The sequence below is a fragment of the Streptomyces sp. NPDC056580 genome (assembly GCF_042793175.1).
Classification (GTDB): domain Bacteria; phylum Actinomycetota; class Actinomycetes; order Streptomycetales; family Streptomycetaceae; genus Streptomyces.
This window is the reverse complement of record NZ_JBHTVE010000005.1, coordinates 38,703-61,742: the sequence shown is the minus strand read 5'-3', so window position 1 is coordinate 61,742 and position 23,040 is coordinate 38,703. Positions and strand designations below refer to the sequence as shown.

22 protein-coding genes are annotated in these 23,040 nt (G+C 73.5%); 12 read left to right on the top strand and 10 right to left on the bottom strand.

Annotated features, from left to right (window positions below; translation table 11 throughout):
• The first annotated feature begins 59 nt into the window (after nt 1-59).
• From tilS to folE, 4 genes are all read left to right on the top strand, one after another.
• On the top strand, nt 60-1,121 hold the full coding sequence (tilS, locus tag ACFQ9Z_RS11615; protein WP_383014655.1) for a tRNA lysidine(34) synthetase TilS: 1,062 nt from the start codon (nt 60-62) through the stop codon (nt 1,119-1,121).
• 81 nt (nt 1,122-1,202) lie between these two features.
• On the top strand, nt 1,203-1,763 hold the full coding sequence (gene hpt, locus ACFQ9Z_RS11610; RefSeq protein WP_383014652.1) for a hypoxanthine phosphoribosyltransferase: 561 nt from the start codon (nt 1,203-1,205) through the stop codon (nt 1,761-1,763).
• A gap of 195 nt (nt 1,764-1,958) precedes the next feature.
• The gene (ftsH, locus tag ACFQ9Z_RS11605; RefSeq protein WP_383014649.1) at nt 1,959-3,998 is read left to right on the top strand and encodes an ATP-dependent zinc metalloprotease FtsH; all 2,040 of its coding nucleotides are present in this window, start codon (nt 1,959-1,961) and stop codon (nt 3,996-3,998) included.
• Nucleotides 3,999-4,130: 132 nt separating this feature from the next.
• The gene (gene folE / locus ACFQ9Z_RS11600; protein ID WP_383014646.1) at nt 4,131-4,736 is read left to right on the top strand and encodes a GTP cyclohydrolase I FolE; all 606 of its coding nucleotides are present in this window, start codon (nt 4,131-4,133) and stop codon (nt 4,734-4,736) included.
• Nucleotides 4,737-4,782: 46 nt separating this feature from the next.
• Here the strand turns inward: folE and ACFQ9Z_RS11595 are convergent, their stop codons facing one another.
• The 6 genes from ACFQ9Z_RS11595 to ACFQ9Z_RS11570 all read right to left on the bottom strand — a co-directional run bounded on the left by ACFQ9Z_RS11595 (nt 4,783) and on the right by ACFQ9Z_RS11570 (nt 9,904).
• A complete protein-coding gene (locus ACFQ9Z_RS11595) occupies nt 4,783-5,271 on the bottom strand; it encodes a DUF3180 domain-containing protein (protein WP_143629582.1) in 489 nt (162 codons plus the stop codon).
• Nucleotides 5,272-5,328: 57 nt separating this feature from the next.
• Complete coding sequence (gene folK / locus ACFQ9Z_RS11590; protein ID WP_383014642.1) at nt 5,329-5,940, bottom strand: 2-amino-4-hydroxy-6-hydroxymethyldihydropteridine diphosphokinase; 612 nt, start codon at nt 5,938-5,940, stop codon at nt 5,329-5,331.
• Entirely contained in the window at nt 5,937-6,296 is a 360-nt protein-coding gene (gene folB, locus ACFQ9Z_RS11585; RefSeq protein WP_383014639.1) for a dihydroneopterin aldolase, read from the bottom strand. Before folB ends, folK begins: the two co-directional genes overlap by 4 nt.
• A 248-nt stretch (nt 6,297-6,544) precedes the next feature.
• Nucleotides 6,545-7,084: a nuclear transport factor 2 family protein gene (locus ACFQ9Z_RS11580; protein WP_383014636.1), complete on the bottom strand. Its 540-nt coding sequence runs from the start codon at nt 7,082-7,084 to the stop codon at nt 6,545-6,547.
• Nucleotides 7,081-7,995, bottom strand: a complete 915-nt coding sequence (gene folP / locus ACFQ9Z_RS11575) for a dihydropteroate synthase (protein ID WP_383014633.1) — start codon at nt 7,993-7,995, stop codon at nt 7,081-7,083. Before folP ends, ACFQ9Z_RS11580 begins: the two co-directional genes overlap by 4 nt.
• A gap of 94 nt (nt 7,996-8,089) precedes the next feature.
• Nucleotides 8,090-9,904 (bottom strand): phosphatidylglycerol lysyltransferase domain-containing protein, encoded by a 1,815-nt coding sequence (locus ACFQ9Z_RS11570; protein ID WP_383014628.1) that lies wholly within the window; start codon nt 9,902-9,904, stop codon nt 8,090-8,092.
• Between the two features lie 228 nt (nt 9,905-10,132).
• On the opposite strand from ACFQ9Z_RS11570, the gene ACFQ9Z_RS11565 reads away from it, so the two are divergent.
• Both ACFQ9Z_RS11565 and ACFQ9Z_RS11560 read left to right on the top strand, forming a co-directional pair.
• Complete coding sequence (locus ACFQ9Z_RS11565) at nt 10,133-11,263, top strand: alpha/beta hydrolase (RefSeq protein WP_383014625.1); 1,131 nt, start codon at nt 10,133-10,135, stop codon at nt 11,261-11,263.
• A 95-nt stretch (nt 11,264-11,358) separates the two neighbouring features.
• Nucleotides 11,359-12,714, top strand: coding sequence for a hypothetical protein (locus ACFQ9Z_RS11560; RefSeq protein ID WP_383014622.1), 1,356 nt, complete (start codon nt 11,359-11,361; stop codon nt 12,712-12,714).
• Between the two features lie 80 nt (nt 12,715-12,794).
• On the opposite strand, the gene ACFQ9Z_RS11555 is transcribed toward ACFQ9Z_RS11560, so the two are convergent.
• Complete coding sequence (locus ACFQ9Z_RS11555; protein ID WP_383014619.1) at nt 12,795-14,120, bottom strand: PH domain-containing protein; 1,326 nt, start codon at nt 14,118-14,120, stop codon at nt 12,795-12,797.
• On the bottom strand, nt 14,117-14,620 hold the full coding sequence (locus ACFQ9Z_RS11550; protein ID WP_383014615.1) for a PH domain-containing protein: 504 nt from the start codon (nt 14,618-14,620) through the stop codon (nt 14,117-14,119). The genes ACFQ9Z_RS11555 and ACFQ9Z_RS11550 overlap by 4 nt, the downstream gene beginning before the upstream one ends.
• A 31-nt stretch (nt 14,621-14,651) precedes the next feature.
• Between ACFQ9Z_RS11550 and ACFQ9Z_RS11545 the strand changes: the two genes are divergently transcribed.
• Nucleotides 14,652-15,800, top strand: a complete 1,149-nt coding sequence (locus tag ACFQ9Z_RS11545) for an NADH-quinone oxidoreductase subunit D (RefSeq protein ID WP_383014612.1) — start codon at nt 14,652-14,654, stop codon at nt 15,798-15,800.
• A gap of 90 nt (nt 15,801-15,890) precedes the next feature.
• On the opposite strand, the gene ACFQ9Z_RS11540 is transcribed toward ACFQ9Z_RS11545, so the two are convergent.
• Nucleotides 15,891-16,898: an SAM-dependent methyltransferase gene (locus ACFQ9Z_RS11540; protein ID WP_383014609.1), complete on the bottom strand. Its 1,008-nt coding sequence runs from the start codon at nt 16,896-16,898 to the stop codon at nt 15,891-15,893.
• A gap of 118 nt (nt 16,899-17,016) precedes the next feature.
• Here ACFQ9Z_RS11540 and ACFQ9Z_RS11535 point away from each other — a divergent pair, with 118 nt between their 5' ends.
• The 3 genes from ACFQ9Z_RS11535 to ACFQ9Z_RS11525 all read left to right on the top strand — a co-directional run bounded on the left by ACFQ9Z_RS11535 (nt 17,017) and on the right by ACFQ9Z_RS11525 (nt 19,668).
• Entirely contained in the window at nt 17,017-18,222 is a 1,206-nt protein-coding gene (locus ACFQ9Z_RS11535) for a sensor histidine kinase (protein ID WP_383014606.1), read from the top strand.
• Between the two features lie 101 nt (nt 18,223-18,323).
• Complete coding sequence (locus ACFQ9Z_RS11530) at nt 18,324-18,995, top strand: response regulator (protein ID WP_383014603.1); 672 nt, start codon at nt 18,324-18,326, stop codon at nt 18,993-18,995.
• 40 nt (nt 18,996-19,035) lie between these two features.
• The gene (locus ACFQ9Z_RS11525) at nt 19,036-19,668 is read left to right on the top strand and encodes an AAA family ATPase (RefSeq protein ID WP_383014600.1); all 633 of its coding nucleotides are present in this window, start codon (nt 19,036-19,038) and stop codon (nt 19,666-19,668) included.
• A 62-nt stretch (nt 19,669-19,730) separates the two neighbouring features.
• Here ACFQ9Z_RS11525 and ACFQ9Z_RS11520 read toward each other — a convergent pair whose 3' ends face one another.
• On the bottom strand, nt 19,731-20,903 hold the full coding sequence (locus ACFQ9Z_RS11520) for a threonine aldolase family protein (RefSeq protein ID WP_383014597.1): 1,173 nt from the start codon (nt 20,901-20,903) through the stop codon (nt 19,731-19,733).
• 173 nt (nt 20,904-21,076) lie between these two features.
• Between ACFQ9Z_RS11520 and ACFQ9Z_RS11515 the strand changes: the two genes are divergently transcribed.
• Both ACFQ9Z_RS11515 and panC read left to right on the top strand, forming a co-directional pair.
• The gene (locus ACFQ9Z_RS11515) at nt 21,077-22,030 is read left to right on the top strand and encodes a Rossmann-like and DUF2520 domain-containing protein (protein WP_383014593.1); all 954 of its coding nucleotides are present in this window, start codon (nt 21,077-21,079) and stop codon (nt 22,028-22,030) included.
• Entirely contained in the window at nt 22,030-23,031 is a 1,002-nt protein-coding gene (gene panC / locus ACFQ9Z_RS11510; protein WP_383014589.1) for a pantoate--beta-alanine ligase, read from the top strand. The genes ACFQ9Z_RS11515 and panC overlap by 1 nt, the downstream gene beginning before the upstream one ends.
• Nucleotides 23,032-23,040 lie beyond the last annotated feature (9 nt).

The window sequence follows — 23,040 nt, the reverse complement described above, 5'->3', positions numbered from 1 at the left end:
CACTCTGAGTGACCGATCCCCGGGCTCACCCCCCGAAAACTTCATGAAGGGAACCGGACATGGGTCCCCATCCATCGGTCGCGGCGATACGCCTGGCGGTCCGCCGCGTCCTCCACGACATCCTGACCGACCACAGCAGCACCACCGGGCGAAGCCTGGAGCGCACCCGGACCGTCGCCGCCGGGCGGGGTCCGGCCGAGCGGCCCCCCTCCCCGCTCGTGCTCGTCGCCTGCTCCGGCGGCGCCGACTCCATGGCGCTCGCCTCCGCCCTGGCCTTCGAGGCGCCCAAACTCGGCATCCGCGCCGGCGGCGTCACCGTCGACCACGGCCTCCAGCCCGGCTCCGGCCTGCGCGCCGACGAGGTCGTGCTCAAGCTGCGCGGACTCGGCCTCGACCCCGTCGAGTCCATCGCCGTGACCGTCGGCCGCGAAGGCGGACCCGAGGCCGCCGCCCGCGACGCCCGCTACGCCGCCCTCGACGCCGCCGCGGAACGCCACGGCGCCACCGCCGTGCTGCTCGGACACACCCGCGACGACCAGGCCGAGACGGTCCTGCTCGGCCTCGCCCGCGGCTCCGGCATCCGCTCCCTGTCCGGAATGGCCGCGGTCTCGGGGGCCGGCGGCCGTTACCGGCGGCCCTTCCTGTCCCTGGACCGGCAGACCGCCCGCAAGGCCTGCATGGCCCAGTCCCTGTCCGTCTGGGACGACCCGCACAACGCGGACCCCGCCTACACCCGCTCCCGGCTCCGGCACGAAGGCCTGCCCGCCCTGGAGAAGGCCCTCGGCAAGGGCGTCGTGGAAGCGCTCGCCCGCACCGCCCAGCTCTCCCGCGACGACGCCGACGCCCTCGACACCTGGGCCAGGCAGGCCGAGGCCTCCGTGCGCGACGCCACCGGCCTCCTGGAGTGCGCCAAGCTCTACGCCCTCCCGCCCGCCGTGCGCCGCCGCATCCTGCGCCGCGCCGCGATCGAGGCGGGGGCCCCGGCCGGCTCGCTCTTCGCCCGCCACATCGAGGAAGTCGACCGGCTCATCACCGGATGGCGGGGCCAGGGGGTCATCAATCTCCCGGGCAAAGTCGTCGCCCGGCGCCAGGGTGGCAGACTGGTGATTCGGCAGGGCTGACACCGCGGCCCCGGGGGACCCCCGGCGGACCGGGCAGCCGGGGCACGCGAGTGCGGCCGTAAGTGCGGGACGACGAAAGTGATGCGGGTGGACGCGAAAGACATGGGTGCCGACCTCCAGCGGGTGCTCATCACCAAGGAAGAGATCGACGCGAAGCTGGCCGACCTGGCCGCGAAGATCGACGCGGAGTACGCGGGCAAGGACCTGCTCCTCGTCGGCGTCCTCAAGGGCGCGGTGATGGTCATGGCGGACCTCGCCCGGGCGCTGTCCACCCCCGTCACCATGGACTGGATGGCCGTGTCCTCCTACGGCGCGGGCACCCAGTCCTCCGGCGTGGTCCGGATCCTCAAGGACCTCGACACCGACATCAAGGGCAGGCACGTCCTGATCGTCGAGGACATCATCGACTCCGGCCTGACCCTGTCCTGGCTGATCAACAACCTCGGCTCGCGCGAGCCCGCCACCCTCAAGGTGTGCACGCTGCTGCGCAAGCCGGACGCCGCCAAGGTCGCCATCGACGTCGAGTGGGTCGGTTTCGACATCCCCAACGAGTTCGTCGTCGGCTACGGCCTCGACTACGCCGAGAAGTACCGCAACCTGCCGTTCGTCGGTACGCTCGCGCCCCACGTCTACGGCGGCTGAGCCGACGGGGCAAGTCCCTCTAGGACGATCGGGAACCCCAGCGGGTTCCGCGACGTTGGAGCATGCAGAGACGGGATTGCCGGCCGTCGATGCCGCTCCGTGCGGCTTCGGACAACAATGCTGGGGTACCGTCAGAAGAACTGTCTTATCAAACTCACTATGGCAGGAGGGACGGGGCGACACCGCTCCGTATGGATGGACGTGAAGCGATACTTCCGTGGGCCGGTCATGTGGATCGTGCTGGCCGTCCTTGCCGTGGTCGTGTTGATGCAGGTCGTCGGCTCGTCCGGCGGCTACAAGACGGTGGACACCGGCCAGGTCGTGGCGGCGATCAACGACAACAGGGTGCAGTCGGCCAAGCTCACCACCGGTGACGAGCAGACCGTCAAGGTCGAGCTCAAGGACGGTCAGAAGGTCGACGGCAGCTCCAAGATCCAGGCGAGCTACATCGGCGACCAGGGCGTGACCATCGCCAGCACGCTGCAGAGCAAGTACCAGGACAAGCAGATCCCGGACGGCTACACGGTCTCGCCGTCCAAGCAGAACCCGTTCCTCGGCGTCCTGCTCTCCCTGCTCCCCTTCGTCCTCATCGTGGTCGTCTTCCTGTTCCTGATGAACCAGATGCAGGGCGGCGGCTCCCGGGTCATGAACTTCGGCAAGTCCAAGGCCAAGCTCATCACCAAGGACACCCCGAAGACGACCTTCAGCGACGTCGCCGGCTGTGACGAGGCCGTCGAGGAACTCCACGAGATCAAGGAGTTCCTGCAGGAACCGGCCAAGTTCCAGGCCGTCGGCGCCAAGATCCCCAAGGGCGTGCTCCTCTACGGCCGCCCCGGTACCGGCAAGACCCTGCTCGCCCGTGCAGTAGCCGGCGAGGCCGGGGTCCCCTTCTACTCGATCTCGGGTTCGGACTTCGTCGAGATGTTCGTCGGTGTCGGTGCCTCCCGGGTCCGCGACCTGTTCGAGCAGGCCAAGGCGAACGCCCCGGCGATCGTCTTCGTCGACGAGATCGACGCGGTCGGCCGCCACCGCGGCGCCGGCCTCGGCGGCGGGCACGACGAGCGCGAGCAGACGCTGAACCAGCTCCTCGTCGAGATGGACGGCTTCGACGTCAAGGGCGGCGTCATCCTGATCGCCGCCACCAACCGGCCCGACATCCTCGACCCGGCCCTCCTGCGCCCCGGCCGCTTCGACCGGCAGATCGCCGTCGACCCGCCGGACCTGCAGGGCCGCATGGAGATCCTCAAGGTCCACCAGAAGGGCAAGCCGGTCGCGCCCGACGTCGACCTGGCCGCCGTCGCCCGCCGCACCCCCGGCATGACCGGCGCCGACCTCGCCAACGTGCTCAACGAGGCCGCGCTGCTCACCGCCCGCGGTGACCAGAAGCTGATCGACAACAAGGCGCTGGACGAGGCGATCGACCGTGTGGTCGCGGGCCCGCAGAAGCGGACCCGGATCATGTCGGACAAGGAGAAGAAGATCACCGCGTACCACGAGGGCGGTCACGCCCTGGTCGCGGCGGCCTCGCCGAACTCCGACCCGGTCCACAAGATCACCATCCTGTCCCGGGGCCGTGCCCTCGGCTACACGATGGTGCTCCCGGACGAGGACAAGTACTCCACCACCCGCAACGAGATGCTCGACCAGCTCGCCTACATGCTGGGCGGCCGCGCGGCGGAGGAACTGGTCTTCCACGACCCGACCACCGGCGCCGCCAACGACATCGAGAAGGCCACCAACCTGGCCCGCGCGATGGTCACGCAGTACGGCATGACCGAGCGGCTCGGCGCGATCAAGTTCGGCGGCGACAACAGCGAGCCGTTCCTCGGACGTGAGATGGCTCACCAGCGCGACTACTCCGAAGAGGTCGCCGCGCTGGTGGACGAAGAGGTCAAGAAGCTCATCGAGACCGCTCACAACGAGGCCTGGGAGATCCTGGTCGAGAACCGCGACGTGCTCGACAACCTGGTCCTGGCCCTCCTGGAGAAGGAGACCCTGGGCAAGGAGGAGATCGCCGAGATCTTCGCGACGATCCACAAGCGCCCGCCGCGGCCCGCCTGGACCGGCTCCTCCCGCCGCACCCCCTCCACCCGCCCGCCGGTGCTCTCCCCCAAGGAGCTGGCACTGACCAACGGTGCGAACGGCGCGACGGCGGCCATCAGCACGGTCAAGTCCACCGTCGCGGACCCCGCCCCGGCGACCGAGCAGACCCCGGAGGACCGCCCCGAGAGCTGACGTTCCCGGCCGCCCGGCCCGGAATGACCGCCGCACCCCTCAGGTTCTAGCCTGGGGGGTGCGGCATTTCGTATGCCCGGGGACAGAGCGTGTGCGCCGCACGCGTGACAGGCACAGGAACGAGGAACCCAGATGACCGACCCCGTGACGCTGGACGGCGAGGGCCGCATCGGCGAGTTCGACGAGAAGCGCGCCGAGAACGCCGTGCGGGAGCTGCTGATCGCGGTCGGTGAGGACCCGGACCGTGAGGGCCTGAGGGAGACCCCGGGTCGGGTGGCGCGGGCGTACCAGGAGATCTTCGCGGGGCTGTGGCAGAAGCCCGAGGACGTCCTCACGACCACGTTCGACATGGGACACGACGAGATGGTCCTGGTGAAGGACATCGAGGTGTACAGCACATGTGAGCACCATCTCGTCCCGTTCAGGGGCGTTGCTCACGTTGGCTACATTCCGGCCGTTTCCGGAAAGATAACCGGCCTGTCCAAGCTGGCTCGTCTCGTGGACGTCTACGCCCGTCGCCCGCAGGTGCAGGAGCGGCTCACCACGCAGATCGCGGACTCGCTCATGGAGATACTCGAACCCCGCGGGGTGATCGTGGTCGTCGAGTGCGAGCACATGTGCATGTCGATGCGCGGCATCCGCAAGCCGGGCGCGAAGACCCTCACCTCGGCGGTGCGCGGCCAGCTCCGGGACGCGGCGACGCGGAACGAGGCGATGAGCCTCATCATGGCGCGCTGACACCACCGCCGGACCGGCGGCGGCTCCCACCGGCTCCGGCCGGTGGTCAGGCCACCGGCTCCGCGCCCGGGTGGTTCTGGTCGTCGTCCTCGGGGAGTTTGCAGACCCGTTCGAGGAACAGGGCCGACGCTATGACGGCGATGCCGGCCAGGACCGAGAAGCCGGCGTAGAAGGCCTGGTCGCGGCGGGTGGGGATGTCGAGGAGTTCCAGCAGGAAGACGCCCGTGCCGCCGTACATGCCGGCGACGAGGGCGGCCACCAGGGCGCTGGCCTGGCCGAAGACGACCGCCCGGGCGGCCATCAGGGGGTCGACGCCCTTCGCTCCGGGGCGGCGCTCGCGCTGGGCCTTGAGGCGGGCGCGCAGCGAGAGCGCCGTGGCGAGCAGCACCACGGCGATCAGGGCGAGGACGACGGGGGCGGCCAGGGGGACGCTGGGCAGGGTCCCGACCGAGTTCCAGAGGCGGGCGCCCGCCCAGGACAGGATCCCGGCCACGACGAACACGCCGGCCAGCACCCTGATGCGCAGCTGTTTCACGGTGTCCCTTCAGCTCCCCCGGACCGTCCCGGACTGTGGTCGTCTTGACCTTAACGACTACTCGGGCAGTCGGAGTTCCAGGTCCGCGCGTGCTTCGACGCCGTGGCGGGTGACGCCCGACAGCAGGTCGGCCACCGGGCCGCGGCCGGGAAGCTGCGCCTGCGGGTCGACGTCGTGCCAGGGCGCGAGCACGAAGGCGCGTTCGTGGGCGCGGGGGTGGGGAAGGGTCAGCACCGGGTCGTCGGAGGTGACGTCGGCGTAGGCGACGATGTCGACGTCCAGGGTGCGCGGCCCCCAGTGCTCGTCACGGACCCGGTGGAAGGCCTCCTCGACGGCGTGGGCCCGCTCCAGCAGGGAGGACGGGGGCAGAGTGGTCTTGAGGACGACGACCGCGTTGAAGTAGGAGGGCTGTGAGCCCGGTTCGACGCCCCAGGGCTCGGTCTCGTAGACGGGGGAGACCGCCTTCACGCGGACGCCGGGGGTGTCCTCGAGGGCGTCGACGGCTCCCTGGAGGGTCTCCAGGCGGTTGCCGAGGTTGGAGCCGATGGAGATCACGGCCCGTTTGGGGTTGCTCAGCGTGGTGTCGGCGGCGTCGACCTGCTCGACGACCGCGGCGGGCACGGGCTGGACGGTCGGGTCGCTGTGACCCTGGGTGAAAGGTCGGGTCATACTCGGCTCCGGGTGATGGTGACGGTCACGTCGTCGAAGGGGACGGTGATCGGGGCGTCCGGCTTGTGGACGCAGACCTCGACCTCCAGGACCCCTTCGTGCTTCAGGCAGGTCTGGGCGATCCGCTCGGCGAGGGTCTCGATGAGGTTGACCGGCTCGCCCTCCACGACGGCCACGACCTCTTCCGCGACGATGCCGTAGTGCACCGTCTTCGTGAGGTCGTCGTCGGCGGCGGCCGGCCGGGTGTCCAGGCCGAGGACGAGGTCGACGAGGAAGGTCTGGCCCTCCTCGCGTTCCTTGGGGAACACGCCGTGGTACCCGCGGGCCTTCAGGCCGCGCAGCGCGACACGATCCACGCGAATCACTCCTGCAATCGTCGGGAACGGCCGGACGGTGCCACGTGCGGACGGCACACCGGCCATGGACGAATCTACCTGCGGGCGCCGACACACCCGGGGCACCGGGGCGCGGGCCGGGCCGGGACCCGGAGGTTTCACCGCGTGTTCTCCCTGGGGAACCCGGCCGCGTCAGGGGCTGGTAGCCGCACCTACCCCCCGGTTCGTGATTCCAACCACTTCTGGGCCGCCGTGCCGCGCCCGGCCGTTCAGATCAGGGGATCGTCGTCCGGATTCACCCCATTGACACCTTCCTGACCGTTCTCGTCCTCCTCGTCGGTCTCGGTGAGCACCGGCGAGGCGTGGTGGGACCAGAGCTTCCAGCCGGTGGGGGTGCGGCGGAAGACGTTCGTGGCGACGACGAGCTGGCCGAGCAGGGGGCCGAGCTCGGCGCCGTCCTCGGGGGCCGGGCCGCCGCTGAGGATGTTCTCGGTGCAGGTCACCAGGGCGGTGTCACCCGTGACCGAGACGTGCACGTCGGTGAGGAAGAACTGGATGTAGTCGGTGTTCGCCATGATCAGCGCGTACGACCTGAGGACCTCGGCGCGGCCGGTGAGCACCGGCCAGCCGGGGTGGACGCAGGAGACCACGCCGGTGTCGGCCGGGTCGTGGTACTCCTCGTCGACGCCGAGGTCGGCGGGGACGAGCCAGAGGGAGGACAGCTCCTCGAAGTCCCCGCGTTCCATCGCCTCGTAGAAGGCGGTGTTGGCGGCCTCCACCTGTTCGACGTCGGTGTACGGGGCGCTCACCGGGTTCCTTCCGCCCCGCGCTCGCCGCCCGCGCCCGGCGCGGACCGTTCCGTGCGAGCCTCCTCCACGGCGCGTGCGACCCGTACCGCGTCGGCGGTGGCGCGCACCTCGTGCACGCGCACCGCCCAGGCGCCGGCCTGCGCGGCGAGCGCGGAGACGGCGGCGGTGGCGGCGTCGCGTTCGCGGGCCGGCGGCGGCGCGCCCTGCGGGCCCGCGAGGACGCGGCCGAGGAACCGCTTGCGGGAGGCGGCGACGAGCAGCGGGTGGCCGAGGGCGCGCAGCCGGTCGAGGTGGGCGAGGAGGGTGAGGTCGTGCCCGGCCTCCTTGGAGAAGCCGAGTCCGGGGTCGACGACGACGCGGTCGGGGGCGACGCCCCCCGCCAGCACGGCCTCCACGCGCGTGCGCAGTTCGTCCACGACCTCGGCGACGACGTCCTGGTAGGCGCCCCGGACGTTGCCGCCCTCCAGGAAGCCGCGCCAGTGCATGACCACGAAGGGAGCGCCGGCGGCGGCGACCGCGGGGATCATCGCGGGGTCGGCCAGGCCGCCGCTGACGTCGTTGACCAGGGCGGCGCCGGCGGCGAGGGACTGCTCGGCGACACGCGCGCGCATGGTGTCGACGGAGACGACGACGCCCTCGGAGGAGAGACCGCGCACGACGGGGATGACGCGCCTGAGTTCCTCGTCCTCGTCGACGCGGGTGGCGCCCGGGCGGGTGGACTCGCCGCCGACGTCGACCAGGTCCGCGCCCTGGGCGACCAGTTCCATTCCGTGCTTGACGGCGGCGCCCGTGTCGAACCAGCGGCCGCCGTCGGAGAAGGAGTCGGGGGTCACGTTCACGACTCCCATGACCGCGCACCGGTCCCATGCCGGAAGGCCTGCCACTCGGCCGCGCCCGCTGAGGTTGTTCATACCTTCAGCGTAGGCCCAGGGAGGGGCCCGGAACGCGCGGTGGCGCCCCGCCGGGCGGGGCGGCCCGGAAAGCCCGGGCCGCGGGGTGCGGGGCTCATGCCGCCCGCATGTCGTGTTCCGTGACCGTGTGCGCGCAGGGGCGCCGGACGGCGGCCCCGCGCCGGCGCAGGAAGCGCGGCAGCGGCAGCGCGAGGTCGACGAAGCCCTCGGCCTGCATGGCGGCGAAGCCGATGCGGGGCAGGTCGGCCGAGGCGCGGTAGACGACGAAGCGGGGTTCCCAGCGGGGCTGGAACTTGGCGTTGAACTTGTACAGCGACTCGATCTGGAACCAGCGGGAGAGGAAGACCAGCAGCCCGCGCCAGGCGCGCAGCACCGGGCCCGCGCCGATCTTCTCCCCGCGCGCGAGGGCGGAGCGGAACATCGCGAAGTTCAGCGAGACCCGGGTGACGCCGAACTTCGGGGCGGCCTGCAGGGCGGCGACGATCAGCAGTTCGTTCATGCCGGGGTCGGCGGCGCGGTCACGGCGCATGAGGTCCAGTGAGACTCCGTCCTCGCCCCAGGGCACGAAGTGCAGGATCGCCTTGAGGTCGCCGTACTCGCCGGGCTGCTCCTCGGCCTTGTGGGCGGTGGCGATCAGGCAGTCGCCGTCGGCGGGGTCGCCGATACGGCCGAGGGCCATGGAGAAGCCGCGTTCGGTGTCGGTGCCGCGCCAGTCCTCCGCGGCCCGTCGGATGCGCTCCAGTTCGGCGTCGCCGAGGTCACGGATGCGCCGTACCCGGGTCTCGTAGCCGGCCCGCTCGATGCGCTTGACCATCTGGCGCACGTTGCGCATCGCGCGTCCGGCCAGCGAGAAATCCGCCACGTCGACCACCGCCTCGTCGCCCAGCTCCAGGGCGTCCAGGCCGGTCTCCCGGGTCCACACCTCGCCGCCGGTCTCGGAGCAGCCCATGACGGCGGGGGTCCAGGAGTGCGCCCTGGCCTCGTCCATGAAGCGCTCGATGGCGCCGGGCCAGGCCTCGACGTCGCCGATCGGGTCACCGCTGGCGAGCATCACACCGGAGACGACGCGGTAGGTGACGGCCGCCTTGCCGCTGGGCGAGAAGACGACGGCCTTGTCGCGGCGCAGCGCGAAGTGGCCCAGGGAGTCGCGGCGGCCGTGCCGGTGCAGCAGCGCGCGCAGTCTGGCCTCGTCCTCCTCGGTGAGGCGGGCGGCCGGGTGTTCGGGGCGGAAGGCCAGGTAGACGGTGGTGGCCGTGGTGAGCCAGCCGAGCGCGCCCAGCGAGAAGGCGACGGTCCACGAGGTGTTGCCGGCGTAGTCCACCGGGCCCTCGAAGCCGAACAGTCCGTACAGGACGTGGGTCAGCCGGTCGGCGAGGCTCGGGTCGCCGATCGTGCGGTCCGGGTGGACGCTGACGATGACCAGGCCGAGGGCGAGCGAACCGGCGCTCATCAGCACGAAGTTGGCCAGCGCGCGCCAGCGGCTGCGGGGGTCGGGGAGGGCGGCGAACTCGTCGCGGTGGCGCAGCAGCGGCACCAGCAGCGCAACCGCTATGAGCATGCCGAGGAGGGAGTGCCGGTAGACGAACTGGGCCACCGCGCCCGCCGGGAGGAGCGCGACCGCGGCGCGCCAGGCCCGGCGCTTGCGCCGCCTGAGCCCGTGCGCGAGCAGCAGCAGCAGCACGCCGGCGCTCAGCGACAGGGCCGCGGCGAAGGGTCCGAAGGAGCCGGGCAGGACTTCGGCCAGGGCGTGCATGCGGCTGTGGCGGAAGCGCGGGAAGACGCCCGCGGCGATGTCCAGGACGCCCACGACGGCGCACGCCCTGGCGACCAGGGTGGGGACGGCATCGGGGCGCGGGCCGCGCAGGATGCGCCGCGCCCGGCTCGATCGGCTCGGAACCTGGCCCGACATTTCCCCATCTATCCTGACAGACATCGCATCCCGTAGTTCTGCGAGAGACCTTGAACCCGGTGCCGATCGGGGCATCCGGCGACATTGCGCCCTCTAGGACGGTGTCTCGGGGAGAGAGGTTCACTCCCCTCGGAAAAGCCGGGTCAAAGGCCAAGGAAAGCCCCGGGCAAGTCCTCGCGACGAAACATGCGGGGGTGCGCGGGCGGAAAGCGCAGGCGGTAACAGCCCATGGGTCTCACGAGCAACAAGGTGCTGGCGCTGGCGGTCATGCTCGCCGTGGTGCTGTTCGTCGCCACGGTGTGGCTGTGGCCCCGGCTGGCCAGACGGAGCTGGCGGTCCGTCAGCGGACGCGTCGGTCTGCTGCTGGCCACCCAGCTCGCCCTCCTCGCCTCCCTGGGGATCGGCGCCAACCAGGTCTTCGGCTTCTACGCGGACTGGGCGGACCTGTTCGGCCGGCAGACCGAGCAGGGGGTCGTCGTCGACCACACCTCGGGCGGCGGCTCGGGCGGTCCGCTGCAGGTGCTCTCCACCTCCCCGGTGCCGGGCGTGACGGGGGCCTCCGGGCCCGGGGCGGCCGGGCGGATACAGCGGGTCGACATCACGGGCCGCGCATCCCGCATCGCCTCACCGGCGTACGTGTACCTGCCCCCCGAGTACTTCCAGCCGCGCTACCGCACGCGTACGTTCCCGGCGGCGGTCGTGCTGACCGGCTACCCCGGTACGGCGCAGGCGCTGGTCGACAAGCTGAACTACCCGCGCACGGCGCAGGAGCTGGCCAAGGACGGGCGGGGGCAGCCGATGATCCTGGTGATGCTGCGGCCGACCGTGGCGCCGCCGCGCGACACCGAGTGCGTGGACGTGCCGGGCGGCCCGCAGACCGAGACGTTCTTCGCCAAGGACCTCCCCGAGGCCGTGCTCGCCCACTACCGGGTGGGCAGACGGCCCGGCAGCTGGGGTGTCATCGGCGACTCCACCGGCGGCTACTGCGCGCTGAAGCTGGCCATGCGCCACCCGGACGTGTACGCGGCCGGCGTGGGTCTGTCGCCGTACTACAGGGCGCCGACCGACCCCACGACCGGCGACCTCTTCCACGGCGACCGGAACCTGCGCGACCGCTCCGATCTGTGGTGGCTCCTCAAGCACGCCCCGGCGCCCGACACCTCACTGCTCGTCACCAGCAGCCGGGTCGGCGAGCACGACTACCGGGACACGCTGAGGTTCATCGCGCGCGTGAAGGCCACGAACCGGACCCGGATCTCCTCGATCATCCTGGACAGCGGCGGGCACAACTTCAACACCTGGCGCCGCGAGATCCCGGCGGCGCTGCAGTGGCTCAGCGGACGGCTGAGCGACCGCTGAGTCCGGTGCCCACGGGACCACCGAAGCTTTCGGTGTGGCTGGGTTTTTACGGGGCGGGGACCCATGATTCGCCTACGCGCGGTAAGTTTCTGGCCATGCCACGTGGACGCCACCGCCATTCACCGCCTCTGCACCGGCTGTTGCCACCGTCGGCCATCGCCGGCGTCTCCGTCGTCTGCGCGCTGGGTCCTTGGGTGTTCTCCGAGGCCACCGTGTTGCGGGTGCTGGCCGCGGTCGCCGCGGCGACCGCCGTCGCCGGTGCCTTCGTGATGCGCCGCTGGGACACCCAGGCCGGCAAGCAGGTCGCCGACCTCACGCGCGCGCGTGCCGGCGACGAGTGGCGCTTCGAGGAGCGGCTCGCCGAACTGGAGACCGACCTGGAGGAGTCGCGGGAGCTGCGCACCAAGCTCGAACGGCGCCTGCGCGCCAAGCGCGCCGAGCTGGCCGGGCTGCGCAACGAGCACGCGGCCCTGCTGCGCCGCTACGCGACCGCCGAGACCGAGCGGGCGAGCGCCCTGGAGGGACGCCGGCTGCTGGAGATCGAGGCGGCCGAGCCGTCCGGCGCGCCCGCGCTGCCGCCCGCGCGCAGCGCGGAGCCCGAGCCGTCCGGGACTCTCCAGGCTCCGGGGACGGCGGCGACGGCGGACACGGCCGAGGAGGAGGAGCCGGAGCCCCGCGCGGTCTTCTCGCCCGAGGGCTCCCGGCTCTACCTGCGGGCCGCGACGGCACTGGCCCGGTTCGAGGCCGGCGCCCCCGCCCAGCCGGAGGCGGGGACCGGAATCCCGGCGAAGCCCGAGGCCGCTGCTCCCGCGGTGGCGGACACCGAGACCCCCGCGAAGCCCGCAGCCGCGGCCCCCGGCAGGCCTGCCGCCGGCGCCGGGGCCGCCGAGCCCGTCGCCGGGTCGCCCGCCGAGCCGTCGGCCGGGTCCCGGTCCGCCGGTCCCGTGCCGCCCGGCGCGGCCGCCAAAGGAGAGGGCGCCCGGGGCCTGACCGAAGCGGCCGGCGCTCCCCGCGGCGAAGGCGCCGTCCAGGAGGACGAGGGGCAGGGGAAGTCCGCGGCGGCCGGCGAGCACGCGCGCCCGGCCGCCGCCCTGACGGCGCCGTCCGAGCCCGCCAAGTCCGCCGGGCAGCAGCCCGCTGGGCACTTCACGGTGCCGACCGCGGTGGCCGTCGTACCGGCCGCGCCCGCCCGGCGCCCCGCGGTCGAGGGCGGGTTCGACTTCTTCGGCACCCACAAGGACACCCCGCCCGGTGCGCTGGACTCGGTGCAGAACGAGGACTTGGCGGACGTCGTCGGGCAGGAGGCCCTGGCGCTGCACAAGGCCGAGGCCGAGGCCGAGTTCAAGCCCGCCGGCGACGAGGCTCGCGGCGTCGGCCAGGTCATCGACCTGACCGCGCACGACGAGACGGAACAGATCGACATCCAGGGGCTGCGCAGCGCGGCCTCCTGAGCCGTCACGGCGACCCACGGAACGGAGCCCGGCACCCCGCGAGGGGCGCCGGGCTCCGCCGTGCGCGGCGGCCGCCCGACTCAGGCCATCCAGCGGTCCGGGCGGGCGTCCCGGCGGCCGGTGCGCGAGCGCTCGGCCTGCGCGGCCAGCAGCCGGGCGGCCTCGTCCGCGTCGCGCAGCCGGGCCGTGACGGTCCGTCCGGCCCCGGTGTCCACGTGCACGTCGGCGAGGCGCCACAGCCGTCCCCAGGGTCCCTGGGTGAGCCGTACGCTCTGCACCTTGGCGTGCGGGACCAGGGACAGCCGGCGGCGCAGCAGGCCGTGCCGGGCGGCGAACACCGCGTCCGTGACCGCGAGGCCGTGCCCGCGCCACCACACCGGCACGCACCAGCGGGCCCGGCGCGGCGGCCGGACCGGTGACGCCGGTACGGTCGCACCGGGCAGCACGCGCGCTATGACCGACTCGGCGGCCGCGCGCGGGGCGACCGGCACGAGCACCGAGTTGTCGGATCCGGCCACGTCCAGTTCGACCCGAACCCAGCCCGGCCGCCGCCACAGCAGCGGTTCGACGACCCGCACCGCCTGGACCCGGCCCGGCGGGACCGTCTCGTGCGCGCGGTCGAGCAGCCCGCGGTCGATGCGCAGCCCGTCCGGCGACTCGCCCACCGACCAGTCGTACTCGGCGACGAACCGGCCCGTGCTGCTGGCGCCCGCGGCGCCCAGCAGCGGCAGGGCGGTGGCGAGGACCGTCCACACGCTGTGCGTGGCGAGCAACAGCAGGGGCGGTACGACCAGGGCGGCGGCCAGCGAGCCCCAGGTGGCGCCCGTCAGCAGCAGGGAGAGGGCGAGCGCGCGCGGAGGCACGTGCATCAGTTCCCGCGCCGGTGCCTCGCCGACCTCCCGTGCCGTCCCGGGGGCGAAGCCCGCCGCGCGCGCGAGCAGTTCCGCGCGCAGGGCGCGCGCCTCCCGCTCGCCCAGGAAGGCGAGTTCGTCCTTCTTGGCGGCGCCGACGACGTCGATGCGGAGCTTGGCCACCCCCGCCACGCGCGCGAGGAGCGGACGGGTGACGTCGACCGCCTGGATGCGCTCCAGCCGGATGTGCGCGGTGCGCCGGAACAGCAGGCCGGTGCGGATGCGCAGTTCGCCGCCGGTGACCGCGAAGTGCGTGAACCACCAGGACAGGAAGCCGTACAGACCGGCCGCCGGGACCAGCACGCTGAGCCCGACGAGGAGCATGGTGCCGGTCAGCCTCGCCAGCTGCTCCTGCGCCGCGTTCGGGTCGTGCACGGCCCAGCCGGCGAGCACGGCGACCGGCGCCCAGGCCCGCCGGAACGGTGTGACGGGGTGCAGCCGCCGCTCGGCGACCGGCGGGGCGTCCGGCCCGCCGCCGGGAGCCGGGGCCGTCACAGGCCCGCCGACCGGGCCTCGCCCAGCTCGGTGAGCCGGTCGCGCAGCCGCTCCGCCTCGCCCGGGTCCAGGCCCGGGATGACGGCGTCGGTCGCCGCGGCCGCGGTGTGGAGCTGGACGCTGGCCAGCCCGAAGTGGCGCTCCAGGGGGCCGGAGGTGACCTCCACGAGCTGCATCCGCCCGTACGGCACCACGGTCTCCTCGCGCCACAGGACCCCGCGGCGGATCAGCAGGTCGTCGGCGCGCTCGGCGTACCGCCAGGAGTGCCAGTTGCGGCCCAGCAGCAGCCAGGCCCAGGCGGCCGGGGCCAGGGGCAGCAGCGCGAAGGCGGCCCAGGCGGGCCCCGCGAGCAGGCCGGGCAGCAGCCCCGCCGCCAGGACGAGCGCGCCCGTCCACACCACCAGCAGCAGCCGGCGCATGCGCAGCAGCCCGGGCGGCAGGCCCCGCCACACCGGTTCGTCCCCCGCCACCCCGGTCAGCGCCGGGCTCCCCGTCTCCATGGGGCCAGCGTACGTAGGGGAGACTGGGTGCATGACTGCGACGGAGACCACGGTCGGCGTCGGCGGCGCCGCCGAGAGCACCGACATGGTGCTCAACATCGGCCCCCAGCATCCGTCCACGCACGGCGTGCTGCGGCTCAAGCTGGTGCTGGACGGCGAGCGCATCCAGCACGCGGAGCCGGTGATCGGCTACATGCACCGGGGCGCGGAGAAGCTGTTCGAGGCGCGCGACTACCGGCAGATCATCATGCTCGCCAACCGCCACGACTGGCTGTCGGCGTTCTCCAACGAGCTGGGCGTGGTCCTCGCGGTGGAGCGGATGCTCGGCATGGAGGTCCCCGAGCGCGCGGTGTGGACGCGCACGCTGCTCGCCGAGCTGAACCGGGTGCTCAACCACCTGATGTTCCTCGGGTCGTACCCGCTGGAGCTGGGCGGGATCACGCCGGTGTTCTACGCGTTCCGGGAGCGCGAGGTGCTCCAGAACGTGATGGAGGAGGTCTCCGGCGGCCGCATGCACTACATGTTCAACCGCGTCGGCGGCCTCAAGGAGGACCTGCCGGCCGGGTGGGCGGCACGCGCGCGTGCCGCCGTCGCCGCCGTCCGCTCGCGCATGGGCGTCTTCGACGACCTGGTGCTCGGCAACGAGATCTTCCGCGGGCGCACCCGTGGCGTGGGGGCGCTCGCGCCTGAGGCCGTGCACGCCTACGGCGTGAGCGGGCCCATCGCGCGCGGCTCCGGCGTCGACTTCGACCTGCGCCGCGACGAGCCCTACCTGGCGTACGGCGAGCTCCAGGACGTCCTGAAGGTCGTCACCCGGGACGAGGGCGACTGCCTGGCCCGCTTCGAGTGCCTGCTGGAGCAGACCCACAACGCGCTGGACCTCGCCGACGCCTGCCTGGACCGGCTGGCCGAGCTGCCGCCGGGGCCGGTCAACCAGCGGCTGCCGAAGGTGCTGAAGGCGCCCGAGGGGCACACGTACGCGTGGACCGAGAACCCGCTCGGGATCAACGGCTACTACCTGGTCAGCAAGGGGGAGAAGACCCCGTACCGGCTGAAGCTGCGCTCGGCGTCGTACAACAACATCCAGGTGCTGACCGAACTGCTGCCGGGGACGCTGGTGGCCGACATGGTGGCGATCCTGGGGTCGATGTTCTTCGTGGTGGGAGACATCGACAAGTAGGGCCGAGCAGGGCCGAGCAGGGCCGAGTAGGGCCGAGCAGGGTCGAGCGGAGGCAGGTGGGGTCAGGCAGGGCCCGGCGGGCCGCCGGGTTCAGGCGAGCGGATCGGGGACGCCGACCGGCCGGAGCAGCCACCCGAACCCGCCCAGTCCGGCGGGGGCGGTGAGTTCCGCGGCCTCGCCGGCGCTCGCGAGGGCGCGCACATAGGCCGCCGGGTCGGTGGAGGCGAGTGCGAGCGGGGGGCGTGCGTCGGTGACGCCGAGGGCGTGCAGGGCGTCGCGCTGCGTGAGCAGACGCGCGGGCGGGGAAGCGGCGGCGCACGCGTCGAGCGCGACATGCGCCGTGATGTCGCAGGAGCCGTCCGGAACGGGCGCCGTCTCGCGCCCCTCCCGGAACCCGGTGAGCGTGCCGAACGGCGGACGCGCGCCGGCGGTGTGCGCGTAGTCCACGGCGACCGCGAGCCCCCGCCGCACCCGCCGGACCGCTGCCGCCCAGGCCAGGTCACGGGGCCGTCCGAGCTCCGCGCGCAGCCCCGGCTCGGCGGGCAGCGGCCACCACCGGGCCAGCCAGTCCGCGTCCGGCCCCGAAACCGGCTCCCCGAGCCGCTCGGCGCCGTCCGCCGCGACCTGCACCAGCCGGGGCACCCCGGCCGCGTCCACCTCGGCGACGTCCACCGGTACGTTGTCCAGCCACTCGTTGGCGAACAGCAGCCCGGTGACCGTGTCCGGCGGCTCGCTCAGCCAGGTGATCCGCTCGTCCAGCGCCGCCGGACGCGCGGCGAGCTCGACGGCGTACCCGCGCGCGCGGGCGGCCACGCCGGCCGGCAGGGCCGCGAGCACCGCGCCGACCAGCTCGCCCCGCCCGGCCCCCATGTCGACGAAGTCCAGGGCCGCCGGCCGGCCGAGCGCCTCGTCGACGCGGCACAGCAGCCGTGCCACGGCGTCCGCGAACAGCGGGGAGGCGTGGACCGACGTACGGAAGTGCCCGGCCGGGCCCTCGGGCCGCCGGTAGAAGCCGTCCGGCCCGTACAGCGCCTCCTGGGCCGCCTGCCGCCACCCGCGTCCCTCGTGCCCGCTCCGGGCGGGCGCCTCGTCCGTCACCGGAACAGACTAGGCGCACAGCTGATCACTTCCTCCACCTTGCGGAGTACGTGTGCCCCGTGGGGATCGGCCCTCCGGTTGACCCCTGCACTCACTTCATTTCCCTACTCTGGGTTACGTGCAGCGCCTCTATGACTTTCTCCGCAGGCACCCGACATGGGTCGACGGCTTCTGGGCCGTCGTCCTGTTCGGGCTCTCCGGCGTGAGCGTGGTGAGTCTCAGCAAGGCGCCCGGACACCACATGCCGCTCGCCGGGGGGCTGGCGGTGTCCGCCGTGCTGTGCGTCGTCGTGGCGCTGCGCCGCCGTTTCCCCGAGCCGATGCTGCTGCTGGCCCTCACGACCGGGCTGGCCCAGCTCGTCCTGGACATCGAGTCGACCGTCGCCGACTTCGCCATGCTGGTGATCACCTACACGGTCGCGACGATGGGGGCGCGCTGGGCCTCCCGGCTGGCCCTCACCGTCACCCTGTTCGCGGCCGCCCTGGCCCAGATCCGCTGGCCGGCGGCGCACACCGGCGTGCTGGGCCAGCTCGCGATAGCCGCGTTCCAGACCGTGCCGTTCGCCCTGGCCTGGGTGCTCGGCGACTCCATGCGCACCCGCCGGGCCTACTTCGCCCAGCTCGAGGAGCGCGCCGCCCGGCTGGAGCGGGAGCGCGAGGCGCAGTCCAAGGTGGCGGTCGCCGCCGAGCGCGCCCGGATCGCGCGCGAGCTGCACGACGTCGTCGCGCACAACGTCTCGGTGATGGTCGTGCAGGCCGACGGCGCCGCCTACGTCCTCGACGCCGCCCCCGACCAGGCGAAGAAGGCCCTGGAGACCATCTCCTCCACCGGCCGGCAGGCCCTCGCCGAGATGCGCCGCCTGCTGGGCGTGCTGCGCACCGGCGAGCACCAGGAGACGGGGGAGTACGTCCCGCAGCCGGACGTCGACCAGATCGACGACCTCGTCGAGCAGTGCCGCACCTCGGGCCTGCCCGTCGACTTCAAGGTCGAGGGCACCCCGCGCCCGCTGCCCAGCGGGGTGGAGCTGACCGCGTACCGGATCGTGCAGGAGGCGCTCACGAACACCCGCAAGCACGGCGGGCCCAACGCGGGCGCGAGCGTGCGCCTGGTCTACTTCGACGACGGGCTCGGGCTGCTGGTGGAGGACGACGGCAAGGGCGCTCCGCACGAGCTGTACGAGGAGGGCGGCGCCGACGGGCAGGGGCACGGCCTGATCGGCATGCGGGAGCGGGTCGGCATGGTCGGCGGCACCCTGGACGCCGGCCCGCGCCCTGGTGGAGGCTTCCGCATCAGCGCACTGCTGCCGCTCAAACCAGCGCACTGACGCTGCCGCACGCCCCCTGTTGACACCTGTCACGCCCCTCGGCGCGACCCCCGCACGAACCCCCCGACCCTGATTCGAACGGAAAACGGAAGAGGACCCCGATGACGATCCGCGTGATGCTCGTCGACGACCAGGTGCTGCTGCGCACCGGGTTCCGGATGGTGCTCGCCGCCCAGCCGGACATGGAGGTCGTCGCCGAGGCGGGCGACGGCGTCGAGGCTCTCCTGACGGTCCGCTCGACCGACGTCGACGTCGTCCTGATGGACGTCCGCATGCCGAAGCTGGACGGTGTGGAGGCCACCCGGCGGATCTGCGCCGAGCCCGACCCGCCGAAGGTGCTCATCCTGACCACGTTCGACCTGGACGAGTACGCCTTCTCCGGGCTGAAGGCGGGCGCCTCCGGCTTCATGCTCAAGGACGTGCCGCCCGGCGAGCTGCTGACGGCGATACGCGCCGTGCACAGCGGCGACGCGGTGGTGGCGCCCTCCACCACCCGGCGCCTGCTGGACCGGTTCGCGCCGATGCTGCCGTCCGGCGCCAAGGAGCCCCGCCACAAGGAGCTGGAGCGGCTCACGGAGCGCGAGCGCGAGGTCATGGTGCTGGTCGCCCAGGGACTGTCCAACGGGGAGATCGCGGCCCGGCTGGTGCTGTCCGAGGCGACCGTGAAGACCCATGTGGGCCGCATCCTGACCAAGCTCGGCCTGCGCGACCGGGTGCAGGTGGTGGTGCTGGCCTACGAGACCGGGCTGGTGCGGGCCGGCGGCCACGGCTGACCGGGCCCGGCGGGCGGCCCGCGTCGGTAGGGTCGCGGTCATGCTCCTGTGGATCAACGGCCCCTTCGGGGGCGGCAAGACGCAGACCGCGTACGAGATCCAGCGCCGCCTGCCCGGCAGCGTCGTCTGCGACCCCGAGCACGTGGGCTTCGGCCTCCACCACATGCTTCCGCCCGGACTGCGCGGTGACTTCCAGGACCTGGCGTCCTGGCGGCAGGGCGTCGTGGAGGTCCTCGACCTGGCCCTCACCGGGCACGAGGGCGTGGTCATCGCCCCGATGACGGTGACCGACCCCGGCCACTTCGCCGAGACGGTCGGCCGCCTGCGCGAACTCGGTCACGACGTCCGGCACTTCACGCTGCTCGCCGAACGCGAGACGGTGCTCAGGAGGCTGCGCGAGCGCGGCCTCGGGCACCTGCTGCGGCTCCCCGGCCGGAAGGGGGCCGGACCGGGCCGGGAGACCTGGGCGGTGGGCCGGCTCGACCACTGCCTGCGGCGGCTGCGCGAGCCGGAGTTCGCCGAACACCTGTGGACGGACCACGCCACCGTGCCGAGGACAGCGGACCGCATCGCCGTCCTGGCCGGCCTCACGCTCCGCCCCCACCAGGGCGGGCCGGTACGCACCCGGCTGCGGCAGGCCCGGGTGGGCCTGCGCCACATCCGGTTCGACTGAGCCGCCGGCCGCGCCCACCCGGTGAGCCGCCGGCCGCGCCCACCCGGCTACGGCGCTCCCGGCTACGGCGCCGCCGGCAGCCGGGTCGCGAAGTCCGCGACCGCCGCCCGCACGTCGTCCGCCGTCCACTCCAGGCCCGCCGAGCCGACGGTGACCTCGGTGCAGGCGACGCCGGGCCCGGCCTCCTGCCAGACGTTCGCGAAGAGCAGCACCGAGGTCTCCTCGCCCTGCCGCACCGCCGCCTCGGCCACCACCTCGGGCCGGTAAGGCAGCCAGACCTGGAACTCATGGGTGTGCGGCACCTCGGGGTTCACCCGCGCCCACGGCAGGCCCGCCTCGGCGAACCCCTCGCGCAGCCCCTGCGCGACCACGCGCGCGTGGCGCACGTACTCAGGCAGCCGGGGCAGCTCCCGGTCCAGCCCGACGAGCGCCGAGAGTGCGGTCGGGAACTGCTGGAAGACCGTGCCGCCGTAGCGGTGGCGCCAGGTCCGCGCCTGCTCGACCAGGGTCCCCGGGCCGGCCAGCGCCGCGCCGCCGAAGCCGTCGAGGGACTTGTAGAACGACACGTAGACGCTGTCCGCCAGGCCGGCGATCTCGTCCAGGGAGCGGCCGAAGTGGACGGTCGACTCCCACAGGCGCGCCCCGTCGAAGTGCACCACCGCGTCGCGTTCCCGGGCCGCCGCCACGACCTCGGTCAGCTCCTCCCAGGAGGGCAGCAGGAAACCGGCGTCCCTGAGGGGCAGCTCCAGCATCAGCGCCCCGAAGGGCTCGGGGAAGTCGCGTATCTCCTCGGCCGTGGGCAGCCGGGGCTCGCTGGTCACCCGGACCGGGCGCAGACCGGCGACCTGACTGAACGCGTGCCGTTCGTGCACCTCGGGATGGGCCAGGCCGTGCAGGGCCACGGTGGTGTCGCCGGTGCGCGCCGCCCAGCAGCGCAGGGCGACCTGCTGGGCCATCGTGCCGGTCGGGAAGAACGCGGCGGCCTCCGTGCCGAGCAGCGCGGCGACCCGTTCCTCGAGGGCGGCCACGATCCCGTCGCCGTAGACGTCCGCCGGCCCGTCCAGGTCGTACACGTGCGGGGCGGCCTCCTGCAGCAGCGCCAGCCGCTCGCGGATCGTGCCCCGCACGCCCGCGCGTGACAGCACCCGCCGCGCCTGCCGCACGGCGGTCCGGCGTCGCTCGCGCAGCCGCTGTGCCGCCGACCGTTCCTCGTCCTGCTCAGCCGTATCGCTCATGCGGGGGATCATGCCCTGCGCGGCCCCGGCACGGCAGCCGGGTTTCCCCGCGCCGGGCCCGTGGGGAAACCCACAGCCTGTGGACGGCCGGCCGCCGCCGCACCGGATAGCGTTAACATGACGAGAAATCGTCCGGTACCCAGAGCGGACTGGAACGGGAAGGCCACCGTCGCGTGAGTACAGTCCACCAGCCAGACCTCAAGGACCGCCCCGCGCGGCTCACCGTGGGCGTCGTCGGCGCCGGACGCGTGGGCCCCGCCCTGGCCGCGTCCCTGCAGCTCGCCGGGCACCGCCCGGTGGCCGTGTCCGGAGTCTCCGACGCCTCCCGCAGACGCGCCGCGACCATGCTCCCTGACGTGCCGCTGGTGCCGCCCGCCGAGGTCCTCCAGCGCGCCGACCTGGTGCTGCTCACCGTCCCCGACGACGCGCTGCCCGGCCTTGTCGACGGCCTCGCCGAGACCGGCGCCGTACGGCCCGGGCAACTGCTCGTGCACACCTCCGGCCGGTACGGCGCGAAAGTCCTCGACCCCGCCCTGCGCGCGGGCGCGCTGCCGCTGGCGCTGCACCCGGCGATGACGTTCACCGGCACCCCGGTCGACGTCCAGCGCCTCGCGGGCTGCTCCTTCGGCGTCACCGCGCCCGGGGAGCTGCGGCTGGCCGCCGAGGCGCTGGTCATCGAGATGGGCGGCGAGCCCGAGTGGATCAGCGAGGAGAACCGCCCGCTGTACCACGCGGCCCTCGCCCTGGGCGCCAACCACCTGGTGACCCTGGTGGCGCAGTCCATGGAGCTGCTGCGCACGGCCGGCGTCGGTGCCCCCGACCGGATGCTCGGCCCGCTGCTCGGCGCCGCCCTGGACAACGCGCTGCGCTCCGGCGACGCCGCGCTCACCGGACCCGTCGCGCGCGGGGACGCCGGAACGGTCGCCGCGCACGTCGCCGAACTGCGCGAGCACTCCCCGCAGACCGTCGCCGGCTACCTGGCGATGGCCCGCGCCACCGCCGACCGGGCCCTCGCCCACGGCCTGCTGAAACCGGAGCTCGCCGAGGACCTCCTGGGCGTGCTGGCCGACGGCCCCGACGGCCCCGACGGCACGACCGGCACCAACGGCACCGAGGGGAACGCCTGATGACCACCGCCCTGCTGAGCACCGCCGAAGAGCTGCACGCGCGCGTGCGCCGCGGCCGCCGTGCCGTCGTGATGACCATGGGCGCGCTGCACGAGGGTCACGCCACGCTGATCCGCACCGCGCGCCGGATCGCCGGACCGGACGGCGAGGTCGTCGTCACCGTCTTCGTCAACCCGCTGCAGTTCGGCCCCGGCGAGGACCTCGACCGCTACCCGCGCACCCTGGACGCCGACCTGAAGGTCGCCGAACAGGCGGGCGCCGACGCCGTCTTCGCGCCCGCCGTCGACGAGGTGTACCCGGGCGGCGAGCCGCAGGTGCGCATCACCGCCGGCCCCATGGGCGAGCGCCTGGAGGGGGCCTCGCGGCCCGGCCACTTCGACGGGATGCTCACCGTCGTCGCCAAGCTGCTGCACCTCACCCGCCCCGACGTCGCCCTGTACGGCCAGAAGGACGCCCAGCAGCTCGCCCTGATCCGGCGCATGGTGCGCGACCTGAACTTCGGCGTGGAGATCGTCGGCGTGCCGACCGTGCGCGAGCAGGACGGGCTCGCCCTGTCCAGCCGCAACCGCTACCTCTCGCCCGGTGAGCGCCGCACCGCCCTCGCGCTGTCCCGCGCCCTGTTCGCCGGCCGGGACCGGCACGCCGCCCAGGAGGCGCTGCGCGCGCGGGCCCGCGAAGTGCCCTCCACGCACGCCCGCGCGGAGGCGCTGAGCGCCATAGGCGAGTCCCGCGCCGCGGCCGACGCGCACGCCGTCGCCACCGCCGCGCCCGGCGGCCCGGCGGCCGTCCGCGCCGCCGTCCACCAGGTCCTCGACGAGGCCGCCCGGTTCGACCCGCCGCTGAAGCTGGACTACCTCGCCCTGGTCGACCCTTCCGACTTCACCGAGGTCGGCGACGGCTTCACCGGCGAGGCCGTCCTCGCCGTGGCCGCCCGCGTCGGCGCCACCCGGCTGATCGACAACCTCCCCCTGACCTTCGGATCCCTCGGAGCCGCCTCGTGACCAGCACAG